The sequence below is a fragment of the Streptomyces sp. NPDC041200 genome (assembly GCF_055591805.1).
Window position 1 is genome coordinate 323442 of sequence record NZ_JBVIZF010000004.1, and the last position, 20327, is coordinate 343768.

Sequence of the window (20327 nt, forward strand, 5' to 3'; positions counted from 1 at the left end):
GTCGCTGACCAGGGACGTTCGCCCGGGCGCCGGGGGCCTTACGTCGCGCGGGGGTACAGCAGGCAGTCCTCGGGCCGGATCAGCAGGTTGATCTCCCGGCCCTCGTGCCGGACCGCGCTCTCGGCGTGGACGCGCAGGTCGCCGATGGCGAGTTCGTATTCGAAGCGGGCGCCGGTGTACGAGCGCTGCTCGATCGTCGCCGGAAGGACGTTGACGCCGTCGCCCGCCGCGTCCGCCCGGTCGGCGAGGGTGATGCGTTCGGACCGCAGACCCACGGTCGCGCTCTGGCCCTCCGTGAGGCCTTCCGTCCGTACGACCCTCAAGTGCCGTCCGGTCGCACCGAGTTCGACGCGGACTGTCTTGCCCTCGGCCGGGACCTCGTCGATACGGCCGTCCAGGAGGTTGCAGCGGCCGATGAAGCCCGCCACCTCCGGAGTGGCCGGGATCTCGTAGATCTCGGCCGGGGTGCCGACCTGCTGGAGACGGCCGTGCATGAACACGGCGATGCGGTCCGAGAGGGACATCGCCTCGATCTGGTCATGGGTGACGTAGACCGTGGTGATGCCGACCTCGCGCTGGAGGTCCTTGAGCCACATGCGGGCCTGGTCGCGCATCTTCGCGTCGAGGTTGGACAGCGGCTCGTCCAGGAGCAGGACGCCGGGGGAGTAGACGATGCCGCTGGCCAGCGCGACGCGCTGCTGCTGGCCGCCGGAGAGCTGGTGGGGGTAGCGGTCGCGCAGGTGCGCCATGTCGACCTTGGTGAGCGCGTCGTCGATCAGGCGCTTCTGCTCGGCCTTGGTGACCTTGCGCAGCTTCAGCGGCAGGGCGAGGTTGTCGGCGATGGTCATGTGCGGCCACAGCGCGTAGGACTGGAAGACCAGACCCAGGTTGCGGCCCTCCGGCGGCACGGCGGTGCGCGCCCGTCCGTCGAAGAAGCATCGTGCTTCCTCTTCAGCAGCAGGCCGGCCAGGCCGGCGACGAGGGCGGTGACGGCGATCTGCAGGGTGGCGAGCGCGGCGACGGAGCCAGTCTCGCCCTGGGGCCACAGGTCGATGGCGGTGGTGCCGATGACCTGCGATTCGGTCCCGGCGAGGAACATGGCGGGCGCGTACTCGCGGATTATCTGGGTCCAGATGAGCAGGAACGAGGCGAGCATCGCGGGCACCAGGAGGCGGATCAGGATGCGGGACACCGTGCGCCACCAGTCGGCCCCGGCGACCCGCGCGGCCTGGTCCAGTTCGGTGCCCAGCTGCATGGTCGCCGGGGAGATCGCCCCGTACGCGGACGGCAGGGCCCGTACGCCGAACGCGATGATCAGGGCCAGGAGCGTGCCCCGTACGGCGTCCCCGCCCGGCATCCAGGCGAAGGCCCAGAAGAAGCCGATGCCGACGATCAGGCCGGGCACGGCGTGCGGTGACCGCGCGGCCGTCTCCAGCAGCCGCGCGAAGCGGAAGTCGGAGCGGCGCGCCACCAGGACCACGACGGTGCCGAGCAAAGTCACCGCGACCGCGCCGACGAACGCCACTCGGGCGGACGCCGCCGCCCAGCCGGTCCCCGCGTACTACCCGGCTGGGCGGTGCAACCGGCGAGCGTGCCGCCGCCGGCGGCGAGGACACCCGCGGCGGCGGCGCCGCGCAGCACGCGGCGGCGGGCGTACACGGGTGGGGCGGCGATGCGGTCTGGGCTCATGATCCCTGCTGTCGTTCCGGGCGGGTGTGGCCCGGGTGAGCGTCGGCCGCCCCATGTTGTCTCAAGGCGCGCATTGATACACCCTTCTGGCGAAGGGAGTCGCGCGGCTGTGCAGTGGGATGGAGGTTCGAGGGCGAGATTGTATTTAACTCTGACTTGGTGCAAGGCAATCCGCCTCTAGGCTGACCGCAGGAGGTGGTGGCCCATGGCGGCGGCCGTACGGCAGGGCATCGCGGACCCCGACCCGGGGCTGTACGGCCCGAGGTCGGTGACCTGGCAGATGCATGGCGACCCCGTGATGTGGATCGCCGGTGTCCGCGCGCTCTACCTCCAGGCCCTGCACCCGCTCGCGGTGCGCGGCGTCCTCCAGAACTCCGACTTCCGCGAGGACGCCTGGGGCCGCTTGCTGCGCACCGCCCGGTTCGTCGCGACCATCACCTACGGCACCACCGAGGCCGCCGAGCGGGCCGGGGCCCGGGTGCGGGGCATTCACCGCCGCCTCTCGGTGACCGACCCCGGCACCGGCGCCCGGCACGCCGTGGACGAGCCCGCCCTGCTGCTGTGGGTGCACTGCGCCGAGGTCGCCTCGTACCTCCATGTCGTCCGCCGCTCCGGCTACCCCCTCACCGACGCCCAGGCGGACGGCTATGTGGCCGAGAACCGGGAATCCGCCCGCCTGGTCGGGCTCGACCCCGCCGGGGTGCCGGGCGATACGGCGGAACTGCGCGCGTACTTCGCGAGGGTGCGCCCCGAACTCGCCGCCACCCCCGAGGCCCGCGAGGTCGACGCCTTTCTGCGCAAGCCCCCGGTGCACGCCGCGCTCGTCCCGGCGCGCGATCTCATCTGGGGGCCCTTCGCCGCGCTGGCCTACGCCTCCCTGCCGCCGTACGCCCACGCGCTGTACGGGCGCCCCGCGCCCGCCCCCGCCACCGTCACCCGCCGGCTGCGGGCGACGGGCCGGGCGCTGCGGCGCATTCCGCCCACGGTGCGCTGGCAGCTGCCGCCGAAGCACATCCTGCGGGCGGTGGAACGGCTCGGCCCGGGCACCCGCCCCTCGCCCCGCAACCTGCCCCGCGACCTCCCCCACGGGGTGGCCGTACCGGGCGGGGCCGGGTAGCCGGGGCGTTCACCGCGTGCTAACCAGAGGGCATGCCTCACAGCGATGCCAGCGATGCCTACGACGTCGTCATTGTCGGCGGCGGCCACAACGCCCTGGTCGCCGCCGCCTATCTGGGCCGGGCGGGCCGCAGCGTGCGGGTGCTGGAGCGGCTCGGCCACACCGGCGGCGCGGCCGTGTCCACGCGGCCCTTCGCCGGGGTGGACGCCCGGCTCTCGCGCTACTCGTACCTGGTCAGCCTGTTGCCCCGGCGCATCGTCGACGACCTGGGGCTGCGGTTCGCGGTCCGCAAGCGGTCCGTCTCCTCGTACACCCCCGCCGTCCGGGACGGGCGGCCGACCGGGCTGCTGGTGGAGACCGACGGCGGGGCCCGCACCCGGGAGGCGTTCGCGCGGCTGACCGGCGGGGAGCGGGAGTACGCGGCCTGGGAGCGGTTCTACGGGATGACGGGGCGGGTCGCCGAGCGGGTCTTCCCGACGCTGACCGAGCCGCTGCCGGACCGGGCCGCGCTGCGGGCCCGGATCGGCGACGACGCGGCGTGGGAGGCGCTGTTCGAGCGGCCGCTGGGGGAGGTGGTCGAGGCAACGTTCGAGGACGACTTGGTGCGGGGCGTGGTGCTCACCGACGCGCTGATCGGCACGTTCGCCTCCGCCCATGACCCGTCGCTGGCGCAGAACCGCTGCTTCCTCTACCACGTGATCGGCGGCGGCACCGGCGACTGGGACGTGCCCGTGGGCGGCATGGGCGCGTTCACCGACGCGCTCGCGCAGGCCGCCCAGCTGGCGGGTGCGCGGATCGCGACCGGCTGCGAGGTCACGGGGATCGCCACCGACGGGACGGCGGCCGAGGTGACGTACGCCGACCGGGACGGCGAACACGTCGTGGGTGCCCGCCACGTACTCGTCGGGGCCGCCCCGCGCGAGCTGGCGCGGCTGCTCGGCGAGGAGCCGCCCGCCCCGCCCGCCGAGGGCGCGCAGCTGAAGGTGAACATGCTGCTGCGGCGGCTGCCCGCGCTGCGCGACCCCGAGGCGGACCCGCGCGAGGCGTTCGCCGGGACGTTCCACATCGCCGAGGGCTACGGCGACTTGGAGGCGGCGTACCGGCAGGCGGCCGCGGGGGAGCTGCCTCGGCGGCCGCCGTCGGAGATCTACTGCCACTCGCTGACCGACCCGTCGATCCTCGGCCCGGACCTGGCGGCGCGGGGCTATCAGACGCTGACCCTGTTCGGGCTGCACACCCCGGCCCGGCTGTTCACGGACGACCCCGACGCGGCCAGGGAGACCCTGCTGCGGGACACCCTCGCCCAGCTCGACGCCCATCTCGCCGAGCCGATCGCCGACTGCCTCGCGTACGACGCCGACGGCAGGCCGTGCGTCGAGGCGAAGAGCCCCCTGGATCTGGACCGCGAACTGCGGCTGCCGGGCGGGAACATCTTCCACCGGGAGCTGGCCTTCCCGTACGCCCAGGAGGGCACCGGCCGGTGGGGCGTGGAGACGCGTCACGCCAATGTGCTGCTGTGCGGCGCGGGCGCGGTGCGCGGCGGTGGGGTCAGCGGGATTCCCGGCCACAACGCGGCGATGGCGGTGCTGGGCAAATAGCCCGGCACAGGTGCCCGGCACGATTGCCCGACACCCAGCCAATCTGACGTTCCGTCAGAAAAACTCTTCCGCTCCCCGGTCCCCTGCGGCATCCTGCCCCGCATGAAGACGGAGCTGAGCACAAGGCTGGGTGTCGAGCACGCCATCTTCGGCTTCACGCCGTTCCCCGCCGTGGCCGCGGCGATCACCCGGGCGGGCGGGTTCGGCGTGCTCGGCGCGGTCCGCTACGCCGCGGGCGAGGACCTGGCCCGCGACCTGGACTGGATGCAGGAGCACACCGACGGCAAACCGTACGGCCTCGACGTCGTGATGCCCGCGAAGAAGGTCGAGGGGGTGAGCGAGGCCGACATCGAGGAGATGATCCCGCAGGAGCACCGCGCGTTCGTCCAGGAGACCCTGGCCAAGCACGGGGTGCCCGAACTGGCCGAGGGCGAGGCGTCCGGCTGGCGGATCACCGGCTGGCTGGAGCAGGTCGCCCGCAGCCAGCTCGACGTCGCGTTCGACTACCCCGTCAAGCTGCTGGCCAACGCGCTGGGCTCGCCGCCCGCCGACGTCGTCGCCCGCGCGCACGAGCACGGCATCCTCGTCGCCGCGCTGGCGGGCAGCGCCCGCCACGCCCGCCACCACCAGGCCGCGGGCCTGGACATCGTCGTGGCCCAGGGCTACGAGGCGGGCGGCCACACCGGCGAGATCGCCTCCATGGTGCTCACCCCGGAGGTCGTCGAGGCCGTCGACCCGCTGCCGGTGCTCGCCGCGGGTGGCATCGGCAGCGGCGAACAGATCGCCGCCGGGCTCGCGCTCGGTGCCCAGGGGGTGTGGCTCGGCTCCTTGTGGCTCACCACCGAGGAGGCCGAACTGCACTCGGCCGCGCTCACCAACAAGCTGCTGGCCGCCGGGTCCGGCGACACCGTGCGCTCCCGTGCCCTCACCGGCAAGCCCGCCCGCCAGTTGCGCACCGCGTGGACGGACGCGTGGGACGACCCGCGGGGCCCGGGACCGCTGCCGATGCCGCTCCAGGGGCTGCTGGTCGCCGAGGCCGTCTCGCGCATCCAGAAGTACGAGGTGGATCCGCTGCTCGGCACCCCGGTCGGCCAGATCGTCGGCCGGATGAACTCCACCCGCAGTGTGCAGGCCGTCTTCGACGACCTGACCCGAGGCTTCGAGCGGGCCATCGACCGCGTCAACCGCATCGCCGGACGGGACTGAAACGGGACTACAGGAGGGCGACGACCGATGACCGCCACGACCAGCGACCCCACCGTCAAGATCCCCGTCGGCTTCTGGGCCCAGGCCGCGAGCGAACCCGACCGCGTCGTCCTCGTCGCCCCCGATGGCGAGGAGTGGACCGCGGCCCGGCTGCACGAAGCGTGCAACCAGCTCGTCGGCGGACTGCGCGCGGCCGGGCTCCGGCGCGGCGACGCCTTCGCGGTCGTCCTGCCCAACGGGGTCGAGTTCTTCACCGCCGCCCTCGCCGCCACCCAGGCCGGGCTGTACCTCGTGCCCGTCAACCACCATCTGGTCGGCCCCGAGATCGCCTGGATCGTCTCCGACTCGGGCGCCAAGGTGCTGATCGCCCACGAACGCTTCGGCGCGCAGGCCGCCCTGGCCGCCGACGAGGCCGGGCTGCCCGCCGACCACCGCTACGCGGTCGGCGCCATCGAGGCTTTCCGTCCGTACGCCGAACTCCTCCAGGGACAGCCGGCCGAGCCGCCCACAGACCGCGAGCTGGGCTGGGTCATGAACTACACCTCCGGTACGACGGGACGCCCGCGCGGCATCCGGCGCCCGCTGACCGGGAAGCTCCCCGAGGAGAGCCATCTCGGCGGCTTCCTGCGCTTCTTCGGCATCAGGCCCCGCGCCGAGGAACCCGACCACGTCCACCTGGTGTGCTCACCGCTCTACCACACGGCCGTCCTGCAGTTCGCGTCCTCGTCCCTGCACATCGGCCACCCCCTGGTCCTCATGGACAAATGGACGCCCCAGGAGATGCTGCGGCTCATCGACGCCTACCGCTGCACCCACACCCACATGGTGCCCACCCAGTTCCACCGGCTGCTCGCCCTCCCCGAGGAGTTACGGACGTCCTACGACGTCTCCTCGATGCGCCACGCCATCCACGGCGCCGCGCCCTGCCCGGACCACGTAAAACGCGCCATGATCGACTGGTGGGGCCGCTGTGTCGAGGAGTACTACGCGGCGAGCGAGGGCGGCGGCGCCTTCGCGACCGCCGAGGACTGGCTGAAGAAGCCGGGAACGGTCGGCAAGCCCTGGCCCATCAGCGACATCGCCATCTTCGACGACGACGGACGGCACCTGCCGCCCGGCGAACTCGGCACCGTGTACATGAAGATGAGCACCGGCGGCTTCAGCTACCACAAGGACGAGGGCAAGACCGCCAAGAACCGCATCGGGGACTACTTCACCGTCGGCGACCTCGGCCTCCTCGACGACGACGGCTATCTCTACCTCCGCGACCGCAAGATCGACATGATCATCTCGGGCGGGGTCAACATCTACCCGGCCGAAATCGAGTCCGCGCTGCTCACCCACCCCGCCGTCGCCGACGCCGCCGCGTTCGGCATCCCGCACGACGACTGGGGCGAGCAGGTCAAAGCGGTCGTGGAACCCGCCGCGGGCCACACCCCGGGGCCGGAGCTGGCGGCCGCCATCCTCGCCCACTGCGCGGAGCGGCTCGCGGGCTACAAGCGCCCCAAGTCCGTCGACTTCATCGCGGAGATGCCCCGCGACCCCAACGGCAAGCTTTACAAGCGGCGGCTCCGGGAGCCCTACTGGGACGGACATGAGCGGCCTGTGTGACGGGGGTGACGTGAGCGGTTCCGGCCGTATCCTCGGCCCTATGCACACACTTGACAGTGTCGAGGTGGACGGGGTCGAGCTGACGTACCGGGTGTGGGGCACCGCGGGCGACCCGCCCGTCCTGCTGCTGCACGGCCTGGGCGAGGACGGCGTCGACTGGATCACCATCGCGCGGCGCCTCGCCCCGGGCCGCCGGGTCTACGCCCTGGACCTGCGCGGGCACGGATCCAGCGACTGGCCGGGGGAGTACGCCCTGGAGCAGCTGCGGGACGAGGTCGCCGGGTTTCTCGCGGCGGTCGGGGTGGAGCGCGTCACGCTGATCGGGCACTCGTACGGCGGCGTGGTCGCCTACCTGGTCGCCCAGCGCTTCCCGCAGCTGACGGAGCGCCTGGTCATCGAGGACGCCCCGCCGCTGCTGCCCCAGGACCCGCCGCTGGAGGTGCCGCCGCGCCCGACCGGGCGCATGGCCTTCGACTGGGCGGTGAAGACGCAGTTCACCGAGCAGCGCAACGCCCCGGACCCCCGCTGGACCGAGGGCCTTTCGGCCATCACCGCCCCCACCCTGGTCATCGGCGGCGGCCCGGCCAGCCACATCCCGCAGGAGCTGCTCGCGGAGATGGCGGAGCGCATACCCGACTGCAGCCTGGTCACCATCGACGCGGGCCACTGCGTCCACCAGAACCGCCCCGAGGAATTCCTCGCCGCCATAGGGGCGTTCCTGGAGTCGTAGACTCCTCCCCGCGCTGCCCGCGCCGCTCGCGCCGCCGAGAGAGGGGTCCGCCCGTGCGACTGACCGATTCCGTGCGCCCTGTTCTGATCGCCGTCATGACCGCGGCCATGACCGCGGCCGTGCTGACGGCCGGAGCCGGGGGAGCCGTGGCGGCGCCCGGGGAGCCGTCCGCGCCGCCGTCCCACGGCCAACTGCGGCCGCTGGCCGGGCTGTCCGCCGACCGGCTGCTGGTCGCGGACCAGGTCGCCGCCGCCAAGTGGGGCACCGACAGCCCGATCGACGACCCGGCCCGGGAGAAGCAGGTGCTGGACGCGGTGGCGGAGCAGGCCCGGGAGGTGGGCGGCGACCCGGTGGCGACGTCGAGGATCTTCCGCGACCAGATCGAGGCGAGCAAGGTCGTCCAGCGCGGCCTGTACCGGCGGTGGCAGGCCGACCCGTCCGAGGCGCCCGCCGAGCGCCCCGACCTCGCGAAGATCCGGCTGGAGATCAACCGGATCAACGGCGAACTGGTCCGGGCGATCGCGCGCGCCGTGAACGCCCGTGCCGCCCCCTCGTGCCCGCCCCGACTTCTGGCCGGAGCCCTGGCCACGGGTCACGAGAAGCGGCTGGACGGGCTGCACGCGGTGGCGCTGACCCGCGCGCTGCCGTCGGTGTGCGAGAGGCCCTGGACGCCCTAGACGCCCGCCGTTCGCGGTCCCGTACGGACGCCCGGCGGCGCAGCAGCCGCACGGCCATCGGGCCCACCAGGGACGCCAGGGCCAGGCACAGGATGGCGGCGGACACCTCCCCCCGGAGCGGCTGTGTGCGCGACAACTATCTGGCGCTCGGCATCGAGGTCACCCTCGACATCGTGCCGGGGGTCGGGCACCGCGGCAGGGGCATCCTGGACGCGGTCCGCGAGTTCGCCGCCCGCGTGCTGCCGCGCCCCCCGCCGCCCGCCTCCTGAGAGCGCGCCCCCAGGGGGCAAGACACCCCCTACGCCCCGGGTCCGTCTCCGGCGGCGACCGCGCGGGCCCAGCGGTAGTCCGCCTTGCCGCTGGGGGAGCGCTGGATGTGGTCGGTGAAGACGACCGTACGGGGGATCTTGTACCCGGCGAGCCGGGTGCGGCAGTGGTCCCGTACCGCGTCGGCGTCCAGGGGCCCGGCCCCCTGGCGGGGCTGGACGACGGCCGCCACACGATGCCCCCAGCGCTCGTCCGGGACGCCCGCCACCAGCGCGTCGTACACGTCCGGATGGGCCTTGAGGGCCTGTTCCACCTCCTCCGGGTACACCTTCTCGCCACCGGTGTTGATGCACTGGGAGCCGCGGCCGAGGACCGTGATCACGCCGTCCTCGTCGACCGTTCCCATGTCGCCGAGAAGCACCCAGCGTTCGCCGTCCGCCTCGAAGAAGGTCTCCGCGGACTTCTTCGGGTCGTTGTAGTAACCGAGCGGCACATGGCCGCGCTGGGCGATCCGGCCCGGTTCACCGGGCGCGACGGGCCGGTGGGTCGCCGGGTCGACGACGGCCGTACGGTCGTGGACGCTCACCCGGAAGCCCCGCTCGGGGCCGGAGTCCGCGGTGGCGGTGCCGTTGAACCCGGACTCCGAGGAGCCGAAGTTGTTGAGCACCATGGTGTGGGGCGCGAGCGCTGCGAACTGGGCGCGCACGGTGTCCGAGAGGATCGCCCCCGAGCTGCTGACGCTGAGCAGCGGGGACAGGTCGATGTCCTTGAGGGGGCCGGTGAGGGCGTCCACCAGCGGCCGCATCATCGCGTCGCCGACCAGCGACACCGTACTGACCTTTTCCTTCTCGACCGTCCTCAGTACCTCTTCGGGCACGAACTTCCGGTGGATGACCACCTTCTGACCGAAGTTGAGGGCGATGAAGGCCGTGAGCGTCGAGGTGCCGTGCATCAGCGGCGCGGTGGGGAAGAAGACCAGGCCGTCGCCGGAGGCCGCCACCCGCTCGGCCAGCTCCTCGGGGCGGCCGACCGGAACGCCGGTCGGGGCGCCGCCGCCGAGCCCGGAGAAGAACAAGTCCTCCTGTCGCCACACCACGCCCTTGGGCATCCCGGTGGTGCCGCCGGTGTAGATGATGAAGCGGTCGTCCGGGGAGCGGGGCCCGAAGCCGCGCCCGTCCGATCCGGACGCCTCGGCCTCGGCGAACGGGACGGCACCGGGCGGTCCTTCCCCGGTGCCGACCTGGACGAGGTGGCGCAGGGCGTCCGTGCGCGGCAACGCCGCCGCCACCCGGTCGCCGAACTCGGCGTCGTAGACCAGGGCGGCCAGATCGGCGTCGCGGTAGAGATAGACCAGTTCGTCCTCGACGTAGCGGTAGTTGACGTTCACCGGCACGGCCCGGGCCTTCAGACAGGCGAGGACGGTCTGCAGGTACTCGACGCCGTTGCAGAGGTGGAGCCCCACATGCTCGCCCGGCGCGATCCCCGCGTCCCGGAGGTGGTGGGCGAGCCGGTTGGCGGCGGCGTCGAGCTGGGCGTAGCTCAGCCGCCGCTCGGCGCCGGTGCCCGGATGGTCGGCGTACACCAGCGCCTCTCTGCCGGGCACGGTGTCCACGATCGACTCGAACAGGTCGGCAAGGTTGTACTCCACGGCTCCTCCTGACCTGACACATCGGGCGGGCTCGGCGCTCATGACAGCACCGCGGGGGAGAGGTGGGAAGGGCCGTGGCCAAGAAATCTGACTATGCATCAGATTTCTCTTGAAGTCGCTCCCGCCCTCCTGCAACCTGTTCTAGGTCTGAGACGGGAGGACTGCCGTGCCGCACGGGACCGAACACCTCATCGTCGAGCGCCAAGGCGCCACACTGGTGCTCACGCTCAACCGGCCAGAGGCCAAGAACGCGCTCTCATTGCCCATGCTGGTCGGGCTGTACGACGGCTGGATCCAGGCCGACGAGGACGACACCGTCCGGTCCGTCGTACTCACCGGCGCGGGCGGTGTCTTCTGCGCCGGGATGGACCTCAAGGCGCTCGCGGGCGGCGGCCGGATGGAGGGACAGCAGTACCGGGACCGGCTGAAGGCCGACCCCGACCTCCACTGGAAGGCCATGCTCCGCCACCACCGGCCGCGCACCCCGGTGATCGCCGCCGTCGAGGGCCACTGCGTCGCGGGCGGCACCGAGATCCTGCAGGGCACCGACATCCGGGTGGCGGGCCGCGGCGCCACGTTCGGGCTGTACGAGGTCCGGCGCGGGCTCTTCCCCATCGGCGGCTCCACGGTGCGGCTGGCCCGCCAGGTGCCGCGCACCCACGCCCTGGAGATGCTGCTCACCGGCCGCCCCTACCGCGCCGAAGAGGCCGAGCGGATCGGGCTGATCGGCCAGGTCGTGGACGACGGCACGGCCCTGGCCAAGGCCCTGGAGATCGCCGAACTCATCAACGCCAACGGCCCGCTCGCCGTCGAGGCGGTCAAGGCATCCGTCTACGAGACCGCGGAGATGACCGAGACCGATGGCCTCGCGTCCGAACTCGAACGCGGCTGGCCCATCTTCGACACCGCCGACGCCAAAGAGGGATCGAAGGCCTTCGCGGAAAAACGCCCCCCGGTCTACCGCCGGGCGTAGCGCTCCGCTCCCAGCAGTAAGGAGACGCCCCATGACACCGGCTCCCACCCCCGACGTGCTGCAGGCCCCTCTGGTCGTCGAGTTCCCCTTCACCCGCTCCCTCGGCCCCGTCCAGAGCGCCTTCCTCACGGGTCTGCGCGAGCGCACCGTGCTCGGCGTACGGACCGCCGACGGCCGGGTGCTCGTCCCGCCCGTCGAATACGACCCGGCCACCGCCGACGAACTGCGCGACCTCGTCGAGGTCGCCCCCACCGGCACCGTCACCACCTGGGCCTGGAACCCGGCCCCGCGCCGCGGCCAGCCCCTGCCCACCCCCTTCGCCTGGGCGCTGGTCCGGCTCGACGGCGCCGACACCGCCCTCCTCCACGCCCTCGACGCGCCCGGGCCGGACGCCGTGCGCTCCGGCATGCGGGTACGGGTCCGCTGGGCCGGTGAGCGCACCGGCGCCATCACCGACATCGCCTGCTTCGAACCGTACGACGGCGTCGCCACCCATGAAGCCGCCCCGCACGATGGCGCGTTCGCGGACCCCGTCACCGGCATCGTCGCCCCCGCCCGCCTCGACTACACGTACGCGCCCGGCCGCGCCCAGTCCCGCTACCTCGCCGCCCTCGCCGGACAGAAGACCATCGGCGAGCGCTGCCCGTCCTGCCGCAAGGTGTACGTACCGCCGCGCGGCGCCTGCCCCACCTGCGGCGTCGCCACCGACGAACAGGTCGAGGTGGGCCCCGGCGGCACCGTCACCACCTTCTGCATCGTGAACATCAAGGCCCGCAACCTCGACATCGACGTGCCCTACGTCTACGCGCACATCGCCCTCGACGGTGCCGACCTCGCCCTCCACGGCCGCATCGGCGGCATCCCCTACGACCAGGTGCGGATGGGACTGCGGGTGATGCCCGTATGGACCGAGGGCGGCCGCTACCCCGACCACTACCGGCCCACCGGCGAACCCGACGCCGACTACGACACCTACAAGGAGCTGTTGTAGATGCGAGACGTCGCCATCGTCGCCTTCGGGCAGAGCGGAACCCGGCGCACCAGCGCCGAGGTCTCCGAGGTCGAGATGCTGATGCCCGTCCTCCACCAGGTGCTCGCCGCAGTGGGCTTGCGGGCGGGCGAGATCGACTTCACCTGCTCCGGCTCCTCCGACTACCTCGCGGGCCGCGCCTTCTCCTTCACCATGGCGCTGGACGGCGTCGGCGCCTGGCCGCCCATCGCCGAGTCCCACGTCGAGATGGACGGCGCCTGGGCGCTCTACGAGGCCTGGGTCAAGCTGCTGACCGGCGAGGCGGACACCGCGCTCGTCTACGCGTACGGCAAGTCCTCGCCCGGCGACCTGCCCGAGGTCCTCACCCGCCAGCTCGACCCGTACTACGTCGCCCCCCTGTGGCCCGACTCCGTCTCCCTGGCCGCCCTCCAGGCCCAGGCGCTCCTCGACGCGGGCGACACCGACGAACGCGCCCTCGCCGAGGTCGCCGCGCGCGGCCGCGAGGCCGCCGCCGACAACCCGCACGCCCAGGTGACCCGCTCCGCCCCGCCCGCCGCCCTCCTCGACACCCCGTACCTGGTGCGGCCGCTGCGCCGCCACGACTGCCCGCCCATCGGCGACGGCGCGGCCGCCGTGGTGCTCGCCGCCGGGGACACCGCGCGGCGGCTGTGTGCCCGTCCCGCCTGGATCCGCGGCATGGACCACCGCATCGAACCGCACGGCCTGGGCGTACGGGACCTCACCCGCTCCCCGTCGACCCGGCTCGCCGCGACCCGCGCCGGGGCCTTCGAGGCGCCCGCCGACCTCGCCGAACTCCATGCCCCGTTCACCTCGCAGGAGGTCATCCTGCGCCGCGAACTGGAGCTGGGCGACGACGTACGGATCAACCCGTCCGGCGGGGCACCGGCCGCCCACCCCATGATGTCCGCCGGGCTCATCCGGCTCGGCGAGGCCGCCGCCGCCATCCACCGCGGCGACGGGGACCGGGCGCTGGCCCACGCCACCTCCGGCCCCTGCCTCCAGCAGAACCTGGTCGCCGTCCTGGAAGGGGAAGCCTGATGAAGGAGCCGGTGGCCGTCATAGGAATCGGCCAGACGAAGCACACCGCCGCCCGGCGCGACGTCTCCATCGCCGGACTGGTCCGGGAGGCCGCCGTACGGGCCCTCGACGACGCCGAGCTGACCTGGGCGGACATCGACGCCGTCGTCATCGGCAAGGCGCCCGACTTCTTCGAGGGCGTCATGATGCCCGAGCTGTACCTCGCCGACGCGCTCGGCGCGGTCGGCAAACCCATGCTGCGCGTGCACACCGCCGGATCGGTCGGCGGCTCCACCGCGCTCGTGGCCGCCAACCTGGTCGCCGCCCGCGTCCACGGCACCGTGCTCACCCTGGCCTTCGAGAAGCAGTCCGAGTCCAACGCCATGTGGGGGCTCTCGCTGCCCGTCCCCTTCCAGCAGCCGCTGCTGGCCGGGGCGGGCGGCTTCTTCGCGCCGCACGTCCGCGCGTACATGCGGCGTACCGGCGCGCCCCCGGCCGTCGGCGCGCTCGTTGCCTACAAGGACCGCCGCAACGCCCTGCGCAATCCCTACGCCCACCTCCACGAACAGGATCTGACGCTGGAGAAGGTGCAGTCCTCGCCGATGCTGTGGGACCCCATCCGCTACTCCGAGACCTGCCCCTCCTCCGACGGCGCGTGCGCCATGGTGCTCACCGACCGCACCGGCGCCGACCGCGCCCCCCGCCCGCCCGCCTGGATGCACGGCGGCGCCATGCGCAGCGAGCCGACGCTCTTCGCGGGCAAGGACTGCGTCTCGCCGCGCGCCGGGCGCGACTGCGCCGCCGACGTCTACCGGCAGGCCGGGATCACCGACCCGCGCCGGGAGATCGACGCCATCGAGATGTACGTACCGTTCAGCTGGTACGAGCCCATGTGGCTGGAGAACCTGGGCTTCGCGGAGGAGGGCGAGGGCTGGAAGCTCACCGAGTCCGGCGTGACCGAGATCGGCGGTGACCTCCCCGTCAACCCCTCGGGCGGGGTGCTGTCAACCAACCCCATCGGCGCCTCCGGCATGCTCCGCTTCGCCGAAGCGGCCCTCCAGGTCCGCGGCCAGGCGGGCGAACACCAGGTCGAGGACGCGCGCACGGCGCTCGGCCACGCCTACGGCGGCGGCTCGCAGTTCTTCGCGATGTGGGTGGTCGCGGCGACGCCTCCCACCGGGTGAGCCCGCGCCCCGCCGGACAGATCAGATCCTCCTTTCGTGGCCTGTCCGGCACCGCCCGCGATCGCTAGGGTGGGGCCGGGACGACGATCCGGGAGGAGCCGACACGTGGCAGACACCACCACGACCGCACAGCCGCTCAGGGGCAACGGCGAGAAGCCCGACCTCGACCTCACGAGCGCCCAGTGGCAGTCGAGCAGCCAGGGGGTGGGCGATGTCGAGATCGCCTTCGTCGAGGGCTTCATCGCGATGCGCCACGGCCGCCGTCCCGAAGGCCCGGCCCTGATCTTCACCCCGGCCGAGTGGCGCGCCTTCGTCCTGAACGCCCGCGACGGCGAGTTCGACCTGACCTGAGCCCCGGCCTCACCCGGGGCTTCGACTTCGCCCGGGCGTCGGCCTCACCTGAGGACGACGCAGCCCCGCTCGGCGAGCGCCCGGACGGCCGGGCCGTCATCGACGCCGTCGTCGAGCGGGTTCCAGCGCAGATCGAGCTTTTCCAGGGCGGCCAGCTCCGCGACCCAGCCGGGGAGCGTCCGGATCCCGTTGCCGCGCAGATCGAGGTGGCGCAGGCGCGGGAGCCCGCGCAGCGGCTCGGGCACCTCGCTCAGCGCGTTCTCACGCAGCTCCAGCTGACGCAGCGCGCGGAGGGCGGACACCTCGGCGGGCAGGGCGGTGATCCGGTTGCCGCGCAGCCACAGCTCCCGCAGCGCGCCGAGCCGCCCGATCGAGCCGGGCAGCCCGGTCAGTTCGGCGTGCTGCGCCCGCAGCTCCACCAGCCCCGCCAGGCCGCCGAGATCTTCCGGCAGGCTGCCGAGCGGGTTCTCGCCGACGTTGAGATAGCCCAGCCGGTCGAGCCGTCCGAGCGAACGCGGCAGCCGGGTGAGCCGGTTGTCGTGCAGATAGAGGCAGCGGGTCAGGCCCGACAGCTCGCCGATCTCCTCCGGGACCTCGGCGAGCCGGTTGTGGCCGAGGTCCACTGTGTGCAGCCGCCGCAGCCGTCCGAGGGCGGGCGGGAGGTGGGTGAGCGCGTTGTCGGCGAGGATCAGGACGCGCAGGCCGGTGCGCTGCCAGATCTCGTCGGGGGCCTCGGCGAGCCCCGCCTTCCACAGGTTCAGGGTGTCGTTCACGTTGCCCTTGATACCCGAACGGCCCGCCGGGGCGGGCCGTTCGTGCGTAGCCTGTTCGATCAGCCGGGGCCGGGGGCGCTGAGTCCGGCCCACGGTCGTTGGCGGCCGTCGCTGACCGCCGCTATGCCCCGTTCGTCGTAGCGGGCCGTCCGCAGGGACCAGCCCAGGTTGCCGCACATCACATGGCGCATCCCGTCCACGTAGTGCTCCACGTCCCGGCGCAGATCCGCCCCCGCGCCCGCCTCCCGCAGCAGCTGGGGCAGCCGGTCGGCGGTCTGCTCGAACCAGCGGTAGCGGGCGTTGGCGAGGTGCGCGATGTGCTCGACCGCGTCGTCGAGGGTGCCGCCGTGCCGCTGGTGGCGGACGATGACGGTGTTGTGGACGTCCCCGGCGGCCAGCTCCTTGTCCAGGGAGGCGATGTCGTTGGTGAAGACGACGACGTCGTCCGTGGCCTCCCGCATCCGGGCCAGCGGATGGCCGCCGTGCAGGGCGGCGGGCAGGGCGTAGCCGCCGAAGCGCTCGTTCAGGTCCAGGCACGGCTGCACGCCGATCGAGTGGCGGCGCAGGGCGAGCACGGCGTCGACCGAGAGCGGGGGGCCCTGGGCGCCGGTGCGGTCGAGGGCCTCGCGGTGGTAGGAGTGCAGATACTCCAGCCAGTGGTGGCGGAAACGATCCCGCCACACCGGTGGCCGGTCCGCGTGGATGCGCCGCCACAGGTCGCGGAAGCTCTCCAGTAAGGGCCCGCCGCCCCGCCCCGGCGCGTCGTCCGGTTCCTCGGTGACCCGTATGACGTCCTGGACCATCCGCGCCACCGCCCCCGGGCGGCAGCCGAGTTCACCGTCGAACTGATCGTCGAACACGAAGTACCAGCCGATGAGGTCATTGCCCACATCCAGCTCCGCGCCGGTCGTCCGGGGGTAGAACAGCCCGTTGAGCAGGTCGAAGCGGAGTGCGTCGTACTCGGCGACCGCGCCCCCGGCCTCGAACACGCCGTACCGCGAGAGCCATTGGACGGTGTGTACTCTGGCGGCCCCGGTTCCGGGGCTGGGGTCGGCCGAGGCCGGAATGTCGAGCAGGGCCGCCCGGCTCAGCAGCGCCGCTTGCCGGATGTGCGGGCGCGAAGTGGTCGTGTACGTCGTGTTCATGGCGGTATCGCCCCCCTTCGGGATCAGGGGAGGGCCGCGTCGCCACTACCACAAGCCCCCGAGGCGACGGGCCGACCCGATGAATCCGGTCATCCTCGCGTGGTGAACGTGCCATCGATAGAGCACGAGTTGAATTGGCGTGTGCCAATGGCAATGCCAGAAGGAAATACCCGCATACGGGGCTACGGAGCGTGCCAGACAGGCTACGCTCGGCGTTACGTGCCGAAGGGGAACGAACGTGGCGGACATGATGGACCGGCAGGACCGGACACGTCGGGCACTTCTGGAGCGGGAGGCGGAACTCGCCGCGGTCGACCTGGCGTTGACCGATCTGTGCGGAACCGATCCCGGTGATCCGTCCGGCACCCGCACCGGTGGAGTCATCGCCTTCGCCGGACCGGGCGGCGTCGGCAAGACCGCGGTGCTCGGCGAGATGCGCCGCCGCGCCGCCCACCGCGGCTGCACCGTGATGTCGGCGCGCGGCGGCGAGCACGAGCAGGGCGCCGCGTTCCACGTCGTACGGCAGCTCTTCCAGCCCGTCCTCGCGACGACCGGCGAGGAGGAGCACCGCAGGATCCTGGGCAGCTGGTACGACATCGTCGCGCCCGCGGTGGGCCTGGTGGTCTCCGGCAGCGGCGGCTCACCCGATCCGCAGGGTGTGCGCGACGGCCTGGACTGGCTGGTCACCCGGTTCGCGGTCGAGCACGCCCCGGTCGTCATGATCCTGGACGACGTCCACTGGGCCGACCCCGAATCCCTGGACTGGCTCCTGCGGTTCGCCGCCCGCGCCGTGGACCTGCCGCTGCTGATCGCCGTCGGCTACCGTCCGGAGGACCTGAGCGCCGACGCCGCCGCGGTCCGCGGCCTCACCGAGCGCCAGGGCACGCGGGCGCATGTGCTCGCCCCGCTCACCCCGGCCGGGGTCGGCCGCATCGTGCGGGACGTCCTCGGCGAGGAGGCCGACGAGGCGTTCTGCCGCGAGTGCTGGGCGGTGACCGGCGGCAACGCCTTCGAGGTCGTCGAGCTGACCGCCAAGGTCCGCGACCGCGACCTGAAGCCGCAGTCGGTCAATCTCAGCGCGCTGCGCGAGCTGGTCGCCGCCGCGAAGGACAGCGGGCTGGGCGACCGGCTGACCCGGCTCGGCACCGCCGCCGTCCGCCTCGCCTGGGCCGTCGCCGTCCTCGGTATCGAGGCCAGCCCGTCGCTGACGGCCAACGTCGCCGGGCTCAGCGAGACCGAGGCCGCCGAGCAGGTGGCGCGGCTCGCGGACGCCCGCATCCTCGCCCCGCCGCGGCGGGGCACCCACGGCGGCCAGCCGCTGGAATTCCTCCACCCGCTCATCGCCACCGCCGTCTACCAGGCGATCCCCGGCGCCCTGCGTGTGGCCATGCACGGCCAGGCCGCCTCCGCGGTGCTCGCCGCGGGCCTGGGCTCCGCGGCCGCCGGGCGCCATCTGCTGGAGATGCACCCGGAGGGCGACTCCTGGGTGGTGCGCCACCTCAGGGAGGCGGCCCGCGAGTACCTGCGGGCCGGTGCCCCCGACGCCGGGCGCCGCTGCCTCGCCCGCGCCCTGCGCGAACCGCCCGCCCCGGAGGAGCGCGCCGCCGTCCTGTACGAGCTGGGCTGCTCCGCCCAGCTCACCGAGCCCTCCGTCACCGTCAACCATCTGCGGGCCGCCCTGGAGGAGCCGGACCTCGGCCCCGACCTGCGCGAGGCGATCACCTACCGGCTCGCCCAGGCGTACGGCCACAGCGGCCGCATGGAGGAGGCCGCGCAGGTCGTCGCCGCCGAGGTGGGCCGGGCCACCAGTGCCCGCACCCGGCTGCGGATGCAGGCCGAGCAGTTCATGTGGAACATGTTCCGGGCCGACGAGCGGGAGTCCCCCGCCCGCTCCCGGCGCCTCGCCCGGCTCGCCGACCACCTCACCGGCCGCGGCATGGCCGAGCGCTATCTGCTGGGCCTGCGCGCCTGGGACGCGATGACGCGCGGAGAACCGGCCGCCACCGCCCTCCACTACGCGGAAGAGGCCCTCGGCGATGGCCTGAGCTGGACCGATGACGACTGGGGCTTCGAGGTGCCCATCCTGGTCGCCCTGATCTTCCTCCACTGCGACCAGCCCGGACGCGCCGAGGCGCTCCTCAACACCGGCATCGCCGAATGCGAGCGCAAGGGCTGGCGCGGCTCCCACCTGGCGTTCGGCATCACCCTCCTCGGATACGCGCGGCTGCGCCGCGGAGCGCTCGTCGAGGCCGAGGAGCTGGCCCGCGAGGGCATGCGCATCGCCGATCTCGTGGGCTCCTCGACCCCCGCCCACTGGACCGCCGTCGGCACCCTCATCGAGACCCTGATCAGCCGCGGCCGGATCCGGGAGGCGCAGGAGTTCGCGGCCGGGCACGGCGGCGAGATCCTCCCGCAGGCCGTGCTCTGCCCCGATGTACCCACCGTCCGCGGCGAACTGCTGCTGGCCTCCAACCTGCACGGCGAGGCCCGGCAGCAGCTCGCCGACGTCGGCAGCCGGATGGACGGGCGTGGCATGCGCAACCCCGCCTGGTGCCCCTGGCAGCTCCACATGTCCCAGGCCCTCGCGCTGACCGACCCCCGCCAGGCCGCCGAGGTCGCCGACGACGCGGTGCGCCGCGCCCGCCAGTTCGGCACCCACTCCGCGATCGGCCGGGCGCTACACAGCGCCGCCGCCGTGGCCCAGGGATCGGAGCGGATCAGGCTGCTGGCCGAGGCCGTCAGCCATCTGGAGCGCTCCCCGTCCGCGTACGACCTGGCCGCGGCCCTGGTCGACCACGGCGCCGCCCTGCGCCGCGTCGGCCTGCCCCAGGAGGCCGGAGACCGGCTCTACCGCGGGCTGGAGGGCGCCGTCCAGTGCGGCGCGGACACGCTGGCGTCCCGGGCCCGCGACGAGCTGTCCGCCGCCGGACTGCGCCCGATGCAGCTGCGGGTCGACCACACCAGCCCCCTCACCTCGCAGGAGCAGGCCGTCGCCGAGCGAGCCGCCGAGGGCTGGCCGGACGCCCGGATCGCCGAGGCGACGGGCCTCGCCGAGCGCGACGTGGCCCGGCTGCTGTCCGACGTCTACCGCAAGGTAGGCACCGACCGCAGCGGCCTGGCCACGCTCCTCGGCGCCAACCGCCCCGGCCGCCCGCCGGGCCCGCTCCCCGCCGACTGAGCCCCCAGCCGCCGGGCGGCTGCCGGTTGGTCGTGCCCCGCGCGTGCCGGGTGGTCGCGCCTGGGGCGGCCTGTCGACCGAGCCTGCGGCGGCCCGGCGACCGGCCCTCACGCCGCCGGGGCCAGGGCACGGTCGGCGCCGTCAGGTGGTG

18 protein-coding genes and 1 pseudogene are annotated in these 20327 nt (G+C 73.3%); 13 read left to right on the top strand and 6 right to left on the bottom strand.

The features are described from left to right. Nucleotides 1-38 precede the first annotated feature (38 nt). From ACZ6CL_RS15045 to ACZ6CL_RS15055, 3 genes and pseudogenes are all read right to left on the bottom strand, one after another. Nucleotides 39-935, bottom strand: a pseudogene (locus ACZ6CL_RS15045) (ABC transporter ATP-binding protein); the annotation flags it as partial. Next, a complete protein-coding gene (locus ACZ6CL_RS15050) occupies nucleotides 845-1525 on the bottom strand; it encodes an ABC transporter permease (protein WP_468935931.1) in 681 nt (226 codons plus the stop codon). The gene ACZ6CL_RS15050 and the pseudogene ACZ6CL_RS15045, both read right to left, overlap by 91 nt. Continuing rightward, nucleotides 1498-1689: a hypothetical protein gene (locus ACZ6CL_RS15055; protein WP_468935934.1), complete on the bottom strand. Its 192-nt coding sequence runs from the start codon at nucleotides 1687-1689 to the stop codon at nucleotides 1498-1500. Before ACZ6CL_RS15055 ends, ACZ6CL_RS15050 begins: the two co-directional genes overlap by 28 nt. A gap of 205 nt (nucleotides 1690-1894) precedes the next feature. Here ACZ6CL_RS15055 and ACZ6CL_RS15060 point away from each other — a divergent pair, with 205 nt between their 5' ends. The 7 genes from ACZ6CL_RS15060 (at nucleotide 1895) to ACZ6CL_RS15090 (ending at nucleotide 8897) form a co-directional block, all read left to right on the top strand. After that, nucleotides 1895-2806 carry an oxygenase MpaB family protein gene (locus ACZ6CL_RS15060; RefSeq protein ID WP_468935936.1) on the top strand — a complete coding sequence of 304 codons (912 nt, stop codon included), beginning with the start codon at nucleotides 1895-1897 and terminating at the stop codon, nucleotides 2804-2806. 32 nt (nucleotides 2807-2838) lie between these two features. Then, nucleotides 2839-4404, top strand: coding sequence for a phytoene desaturase family protein (locus tag ACZ6CL_RS15065; protein WP_468935939.1), 1566 nt, complete (start codon nucleotides 2839-2841; stop codon nucleotides 4402-4404). 102 nt (nucleotides 4405-4506) lie between these two features. Next, nucleotides 4507-5610: an NAD(P)H-dependent flavin oxidoreductase gene (locus tag ACZ6CL_RS15070; protein ID WP_468935941.1), complete on the top strand. Its 1104-nt coding sequence runs from the start codon at nucleotides 4507-4509 to the stop codon at nucleotides 5608-5610. 27 nt (nucleotides 5611-5637) lie between these two features. Continuing rightward, on the top strand, nucleotides 5638-7221 hold the full coding sequence (locus ACZ6CL_RS15075; protein ID WP_468935943.1) for an acyl-CoA synthetase: 1584 nt from the start codon (nucleotides 5638-5640) through the stop codon (nucleotides 7219-7221). 40 nt (nucleotides 7222-7261) lie between these two features. Then, nucleotides 7262-7951 carry an alpha/beta fold hydrolase gene (locus ACZ6CL_RS15080; protein WP_468935946.1) on the top strand — a complete coding sequence of 230 codons (690 nt, stop codon included), beginning with the start codon at nucleotides 7262-7264 and terminating at the stop codon, nucleotides 7949-7951. Nucleotides 7952-8004: 53 nt separating this feature from the next. Further along, the gene (locus ACZ6CL_RS15085; RefSeq protein WP_468935948.1) at nucleotides 8005-8628 is read left to right on the top strand and encodes a chorismate mutase; all 624 of its coding nucleotides are present in this window, start codon (nucleotides 8005-8007) and stop codon (nucleotides 8626-8628) included. Between the two features lie 125 nt (nucleotides 8629-8753). After that, a complete protein-coding gene (locus ACZ6CL_RS15090; RefSeq protein WP_468935950.1) occupies nucleotides 8754-8897 on the top strand; it encodes a hypothetical protein in 144 nt (47 codons plus the stop codon). Between the two features lie 29 nt (nucleotides 8898-8926). On the opposite strand, the gene ACZ6CL_RS15095 is transcribed toward ACZ6CL_RS15090, so the two are convergent. Next, nucleotides 8927-10543: an acyl-CoA synthetase gene (locus ACZ6CL_RS15095; RefSeq protein ID WP_468935952.1), complete on the bottom strand. Its 1617-nt coding sequence runs from the start codon at nucleotides 10541-10543 to the stop codon at nucleotides 8927-8929. A gap of 166 nt (nucleotides 10544-10709) precedes the next feature. On the opposite strand from ACZ6CL_RS15095, the gene ACZ6CL_RS15100 reads away from it, so the two are divergent. From ACZ6CL_RS15100 to ACZ6CL_RS15120, 5 genes are all read left to right on the top strand, one after another. Next, the gene (locus ACZ6CL_RS15100; RefSeq protein WP_468935953.1) at nucleotides 10710-11516 is read left to right on the top strand and encodes a crotonase/enoyl-CoA hydratase family protein; all 807 of its coding nucleotides are present in this window, start codon (nucleotides 10710-10712) and stop codon (nucleotides 11514-11516) included. 31 nt (nucleotides 11517-11547) lie between these two features. Further along, nucleotides 11548-12507, top strand: a complete 960-nt coding sequence (locus tag ACZ6CL_RS15105) for a Zn-ribbon domain-containing OB-fold protein (RefSeq protein ID WP_468935955.1) — start codon at nucleotides 11548-11550, stop codon at nucleotides 12505-12507. Then, complete coding sequence (locus tag ACZ6CL_RS15110; RefSeq protein WP_468935957.1) at nucleotides 12508-13566, top strand: thiolase domain-containing protein; 1059 nt, start codon at nucleotides 12508-12510, stop codon at nucleotides 13564-13566. Beyond that, a complete protein-coding gene (locus ACZ6CL_RS15115; protein ID WP_468936065.1) occupies nucleotides 13563-14729 on the top strand; it encodes a thiolase domain-containing protein in 1167 nt (388 codons plus the stop codon). Before ACZ6CL_RS15110 ends, ACZ6CL_RS15115 begins: the two co-directional genes overlap by 4 nt. 105 nt (nucleotides 14730-14834) lie before the next feature. Then, nucleotides 14835-15080, top strand: a complete 246-nt coding sequence (locus tag ACZ6CL_RS15120; RefSeq protein ID WP_468935959.1) for a DUF397 domain-containing protein — start codon at nucleotides 14835-14837, stop codon at nucleotides 15078-15080. A gap of 44 nt (nucleotides 15081-15124) precedes the next feature. On the opposite strand, the gene ACZ6CL_RS15125 is transcribed toward ACZ6CL_RS15120, so the two are convergent. Together ACZ6CL_RS15125 and ACZ6CL_RS15130 are read right to left on the bottom strand one after the other, a co-directional pair. Further along, complete coding sequence (locus ACZ6CL_RS15125) at nucleotides 15125-15853, bottom strand: leucine-rich repeat domain-containing protein (protein WP_468935961.1); 729 nt, start codon at nucleotides 15851-15853, stop codon at nucleotides 15125-15127. Nucleotides 15854-15912: 59 nt separating this feature from the next. Further along, on the bottom strand, nucleotides 15913-16998 hold the full coding sequence (locus ACZ6CL_RS15130; RefSeq protein ID WP_468935963.1) for an isoafricanol synthase: 1086 nt from the start codon (nucleotides 16996-16998) through the stop codon (nucleotides 15913-15915). A 247-nt stretch (nucleotides 16999-17245) separates the two neighbouring features. Here ACZ6CL_RS15130 and ACZ6CL_RS15135 point away from each other — a divergent pair, with 247 nt between their 5' ends. After that, nucleotides 17246-20176, top strand: a complete 2931-nt coding sequence (locus ACZ6CL_RS15135; protein ID WP_468936068.1) for an ATP-binding protein — start codon at nucleotides 17246-17248, stop codon at nucleotides 20174-20176. The last annotated feature ends 151 nt before the right edge of the window (nucleotides 20177-20327 follow it).

Coding starts and splice junctions, on each gene's coding strand:
- ACZ6CL_RS15055 (WP_468935934.1), bottom strand. CDS start 1,689: ATGAGCCCAGACCGCATCGCCGCCCCACCCGTGTACGCCCGCCGCCGC.
- ACZ6CL_RS15060 (WP_468935936.1), top strand. CDS start 1,895: ATGGCGGCGGCCGTACGGCAGGGCATCGCGGACCCCGACCCGGGGCTG.
- ACZ6CL_RS15065 (WP_468935939.1), top strand. CDS start 2,839: ATGCCTCACAGCGATGCCAGCGATGCCTACGACGTCGTCATTGTCGGC.
- ACZ6CL_RS15070 (WP_468935941.1), top strand. CDS start 4,507: ATGAAGACGGAGCTGAGCACAAGGCTGGGTGTCGAGCACGCCATCTTC.
- ACZ6CL_RS15075 (WP_468935943.1), top strand. CDS start 5,638: ATGACCGCCACGACCAGCGACCCCACCGTCAAGATCCCCGTCGGCTTC.
- ACZ6CL_RS15080 (WP_468935946.1), top strand. CDS start 7,262: ATGCACACACTTGACAGTGTCGAGGTGGACGGGGTCGAGCTGACGTAC.
- ACZ6CL_RS15105 (WP_468935955.1), top strand. CDS start 11,548: ATGACACCGGCTCCCACCCCCGACGTGCTGCAGGCCCCTCTGGTCGTC.
- ACZ6CL_RS15110 (WP_468935957.1), top strand. CDS start 12,508: ATGCGAGACGTCGCCATCGTCGCCTTCGGGCAGAGCGGAACCCGGCGC.
- ACZ6CL_RS15130 (WP_468935963.1), bottom strand. CDS start 16,998: ATGAACACGACGTACACGACCACTTCGCGCCCGCACATCCGGCAAGCG.
- ACZ6CL_RS15135 (WP_468936068.1), top strand. CDS start 17,246: ATGATGGACCGGCAGGACCGGACACGTCGGGCACTTCTGGAGCGGGAG.